This is a genomic window from Mesorhizobium sp. M7A.F.Ca.AU.002.02.1.1, assembly GCF_003998535.1.
Lineage (GTDB): Bacteria > Pseudomonadota > Alphaproteobacteria > Rhizobiales > Rhizobiaceae > Mesorhizobium > Mesorhizobium ciceri.
In genome coordinates, this window is sequence record NZ_RZPB01000513.1 from 1 (window position 1) to 4,427 (window position 4,427).

The window sequence follows — 4,427 nt, forward strand, 5'->3', positions numbered from 1 at the left end:
GGCCTGTCACGGCCAGACATAGGGGCCAGCCTCATGGCTGGCGATACCGCCGATATTATGGTTTTCATGTCGTATAGTTGCGACCCGGCGCGGGCGACAGGATGGCAGACAAGGACAAACGGATCGTCATAGCCGGTGCCGGCAGCATCGGCTGCTATGCCGGCGGCTGCCTGGCGCTGGCCAGCCGAAAGGTCATTCTGCTGGCCCGGCCGCGCATTGAGGCAGCGTTGCGGCAGGGTGGATTGCGGGTCAGCGACCTCCAGGGCCGCGATCGCTCGATCAAGCCGGAGGCGCTTGCCGTCACCACCGATCCGGCCGCCACCCTGCCGCAGGCAGACGTGATCCTGGTCACGGTCAAGAGCGGCGCCACTCAGGACATGGCGGATCTTATCAAAGCTCATGCCCGGCCCGACGCCGTGGTGATCAGCCTGCAGAACGGTGTCGACAATGCCGACAGGCTGCGTGCCGGACTTGGCCGGCGAACGGTGCTGGCCGGCATGGTGCCGTTCAATGTGGTGCAGTCGCCGGACGGCGAGCTGCCGCTGCGCGTGCACCGCGCCAGCGACGGCAAGGTGATGGTCGAGGATGGCGATGCCGGCCTGGTCGGCCTGCTTGGCGTCGAAGGGTTTGCGGTTGAAGCGCATGGCGACATGAAGGCGGTGCTGTGGGGCAAGCTGCTGATGAATCTGAACAACGCGCTGGTGGCGCTTTCCGGCCTGCCGCTGGCAACCGAACTGGCCGACCGACGCTGGCGGCTGATCCTGGCTGGCCAGATCGACGAGGCGCTGACGGCGCTGAAAGCGTCCGGCATCGAGCCGGCGCGGATCGCCGGCCTGCGGCCGGCGCTGCTGCCGAAAGTGCTCAGGCTGCCGGACTGGCTGTTCAAGCTCTTGGCGCGGCGCATGCTGGCGATCGACCCGCAGGCGCGCTCGTCGATGTGGGACGATCTTCAGCGCGGCCGGCCGACGGAGATCGACGACTTGCAAGGTGCCATCTTGCGGCTGGCGGGGAAGGCCGGCACGCCCGTGCCGACGGTTCAGCGGATCATCGCCTTGGTGCGCGCGGCGGAAGCGGAGCGGCTTGGCTCGCCGGGCCTGGCGCCGGAGCAGATTGTTGCACCGGCCGGCCGTCGATCAACGTGATCTTCTGCCAGATTTTCCGCGACAGGTTGGACGCCAGGTTCTCGATGTCGTTGACGCCGTCGATGACCACGTCGTCATTGACCGACTGCGCGAACAATGCGGCGATCTTGCCGGTGATCGACAGCATTTCGGAGCAATAGTCGAGGTAACGCGCCAGGTCGGCGGCATTGGTGATGCGGGCGGGCGAATGCGACGTTGGCTTGAAATCGGCCGACAGCGCCGCCGGATCCTTGGTCAGCTGGTGCATGTCGATGACGTGGATCAGCGAGCGCAGGCCATGCAGCTGGCGAAAGACCTGCTTGCGCTTGATGCGCTCCTCGGAGCGGATCAAGGCGAGAAATCCGACAATGGCGAGGATGAACATGTTGAGCGAAGCTTCGATGCCTTGCACAGACTGGACGGCATCACCCGGTTTGGAAATGCGGTCGAATGGCAATACGGTTCCGACGAAGATGAACATCAGTGCGCCGGCAACGACAGCGGCGACGATGAGGCCGCGCAGCCACCAGATCGGCGCTTCCAGGGCCTTGGCGCCCTGTGCCAGGTCGCGCGACAGCGAGACCAGTTCGGCGGCAACGCCGCGCAGGCCGGCATCGGGGAAACGCTCCGCAACGCGCGTCTCCAGCCGTTCTGCGGTCTCGATGATCAGTTTCGGATCAAGCGTACGGTAGCGCATGTCCGATCGAACCTCAGGGTTGTGCTGGCTCGTTGGTGCGCCGGCCGTAGCGGTTGGGTCCAGGCTGCCCCGGAAACAGGCACAACACAAGGAAGGCCACGATCGAGACCACCGGCACGAACAGGATCAGCGCCGCAATGCCCGGCTTGTCCAAATCGTGCAGCCGCTTGACCGCCAGGGCAATGTTCGACCACAGCGAGGCGATGAAGGCGACGAAGAAGATGAACGACCACATGTTGCTCTCGGCCGAACCTTCCGGCACCAGCGTGAAGCGGTAGAGCGGGAAGGCCTGGATGATAGCGACGAGCAACCCGCCAAGAAAATAGGCCGCGCGACTGACGCGGCCCGAGGTTTTGAAGAAAAGCCAGGTGAGATCTGATCTGTCAGGCAAGCGGGTCCGGTCCATATTGATTGGCGCCCCTGGCGCCTTCGAGAATGCCGCATTCCACCAGAAACCAGATCGGGCCGATCAATGGCACCAGCATGATCAGGCTCCACCAGCCCGACTTGCCGCGATCATGCCAGCGCTTGGCGTAGACTGCGAGTGCGAAATAGATCGAGGCCAGAGCGATGAGAATGCCGATGATGCCGATCTGGGCGCCACTGGCCGTGGTGATGCGTGTACCGAGGATCGCATCGAGAATAAAGGCAACGATGCCAATGACGATGAAAACGCCAATCGCGGCCCAGAACTTGCCACGGTTGATGCGACCGTCAAAACTTGTGAGCAGATACTTCCAGTCCATGTCACCCCTCCATGATGAACCCGCGCGACCGATTGTCGCGCCGGCGGAAGGTGCGCCCGCTTTGCGCAAAGATCAATCGCGCAGCAATTCGTTGATCGAGGTCTTGGACCTGGTTTTGGCGTCGACGCGCTTGACGATGACGGCGCAGTAGAGGCTCGGACCCGGCTCGCCGTTCGGAAAGGGCTTGCCCGGCATCGCTCCGGCGACGACGACGGAATTCGGCGGCACTTCGCCATAGAAAATCTCGCCGGTAGCGCGGTCGACGATCTTGGTCGACTGGCCGATGAAGACGCCCATGCCGAGCACCGAGCCTTCGCGCACGATGCAGCCCTCGACCACTTCCGAGCGCGCGCCGATGAAGCAATTGTCCTCGATGATGGTCGGACCTGCCTGCATCGGCTCCAGCACGCCGCCGATGCCGACGCCGCCGGAAAGATGCACGTTCTTGCCGATCTGGGCACAGGAGCCTACCCCGACCCAGGTGTCGATCATGGTGCCTGTATCGACATAGGCGCCGACATTGACGAAGGACGGCATCAGCACGGCGCCCGGCGCGATATAGGCCGAGCGACGCACGATCGACCCCGGCACGGCGCGAAAGCCCTCCTTTTCGAAATCGACAGCGCCCCAGCCATCGAACTTCGACGGCACCTTGTCCCACCACGTCGCTTCGCCGGGACCACCCTTGATGATCTCCATCGGGTTGAGCCGGAAGGACAAAAGCACGGCCTTCTTCAGCCACTGGTTGACATGCCACTTGCCGTCGGCCTGCCGCTCGGCGACGCGGACGGCGCCGCGGTCGAGCAGGTCAAGCGCCGACTGGATGGCATCGCGCGTTTCGCCGCGCGTCGCAGTCGAAATCGCATCGCGTTCCTCGAAGGCCTTCTCGATGGTCTTTTCGAGGCTCGCCAGATCGGGCTTCGACATGAATTCGCTCCATTACCAAGCTGTTAAGGGACTGAGCCTTAACCTGTTTTGAAAGTCGCGCGGACCCTATGTTAAGGCTTAATGGGGGTCAATCGCGTGTGCGTCACGGGACGGCGCAGTTAAGGGAATTGGACGGGTAGTTATGACTCCTATGGAAAAGGCGGGGTGGACGCCGCTGCCGCATTCGGACGAGGATCTGGAGCGGTCGAAGAGCGTGCCTGACACGCCGCAGACGCGTGCCGAAACCTACCGGCTCGCCTGGAACGATCCCGACTTCATGACGCGGCGCGAGTTGCGCGCGGTCAGGCTGCAACTCGAACTCCTGAAACCGGAAATGATCCTAGCCGAACGCGGCATCCGCTCGACGGTGATCCTGTTCGGCGGTGCGCGCCTGCCGGAACCCGGCGGCGAGGCCTGGGCGGCCAAGAACGAGACGCAGAAGAAGAACCTCGAAGAGAACAGCAAATACTACGAGGAAGCGCGCAAATTCGCCCGCCTCTGCTCGCAGCAATCGGCTACCTCCTATTACCGCGAATATGTCGTGGTGACCGGCGGCGGGCCTGGCGTGATGGAAGCGGGAAACCGCGGCGCCGACGATGTCGGCGCGCCGTCGATAGGCCTCAACATCGTCTTGCCGCACGAGCAGGCGCCGAACATCTATGTGACGCCGGAGCTCTGTTTCAACTTCCATTATTTCGCTATCCGCAAGATGCATTTCGTCATGCGCGCCAAGGCGGTCGCGGTGTTTCCGGGCGGCTTCGGCACGATGGACGAATTCTTCGAGACGCTGACCCTGATCCAGACAGGGCGCATGGAGCGCGTGCCGGTGATCCTGTTCGGCAAATCCTTCTGGAAGCGGGCGAGCGATCTCGATTTCCTCGCCGAGCAGGGCACGATCAGCCCCGGCGATCAGGACATCATCGACTTCGTCGACGC

At 63.4% G+C, this 4,427-nt stretch carries 6 protein-coding genes; 2 read left to right on the forward strand and 4 right to left on the reverse strand.

The features are described 5' to 3' along the window. Nucleotides 1-101 precede the first annotated feature (101 nt). On the forward strand, nucleotides 102-1,142 hold the full coding sequence (locus tag EN879_RS25440) for a 2-dehydropantoate 2-reductase (protein WP_063169725.1): 1,041 nt from the start codon (nucleotides 102-104) through the stop codon (nucleotides 1,140-1,142). Here the strand turns inward: EN879_RS25440 and EN879_RS25445 are convergent. From EN879_RS25445 to dapD, 4 genes are all read right to left on the reverse strand, one after another. Next, nucleotides 1,045-1,818, reverse strand: a complete 774-nt coding sequence (locus EN879_RS25445) for a hypothetical protein (protein WP_063169724.1) — start codon at nucleotides 1,816-1,818, stop codon at nucleotides 1,045-1,047. The genes EN879_RS25440 and EN879_RS25445 overlap by 98 nt on opposite strands. 13 nt (nucleotides 1,819-1,831) lie before the next feature. Then, entirely contained in the window at nucleotides 1,832-2,209 is a 378-nt protein-coding gene (locus EN879_RS25450; RefSeq protein ID WP_024502086.1) for a DUF805 domain-containing protein, read from the reverse strand. Next, on the reverse strand, nucleotides 2,202-2,564 hold the full coding sequence (locus EN879_RS25455) for a DUF805 domain-containing protein (RefSeq protein ID WP_013528479.1): 363 nt from the start codon (nucleotides 2,562-2,564) through the stop codon (nucleotides 2,202-2,204). The genes EN879_RS25450 and EN879_RS25455 overlap by 8 nt, the downstream gene beginning before the upstream one ends. Nucleotides 2,565-2,636: 72 nt before the next feature. Next, nucleotides 2,637-3,491 carry a 2,3,4,5-tetrahydropyridine-2,6-dicarboxylate N-succinyltransferase gene (gene dapD / locus EN879_RS25460; protein WP_013528480.1) on the reverse strand — a complete coding sequence of 285 codons (855 nt, stop codon included), beginning with the start codon at nucleotides 3,489-3,491 and terminating at the stop codon, nucleotides 2,637-2,639. Between the two features lie 142 nt (nucleotides 3,492-3,633). Between dapD and EN879_RS25465 the strand changes: the two genes are divergently transcribed. Continuing rightward, nucleotides 3,634-4,427 (forward strand): LOG family protein (locus EN879_RS25465; protein WP_206521003.1); only part of this gene is annotated, 794 nt, incomplete at its 3' end.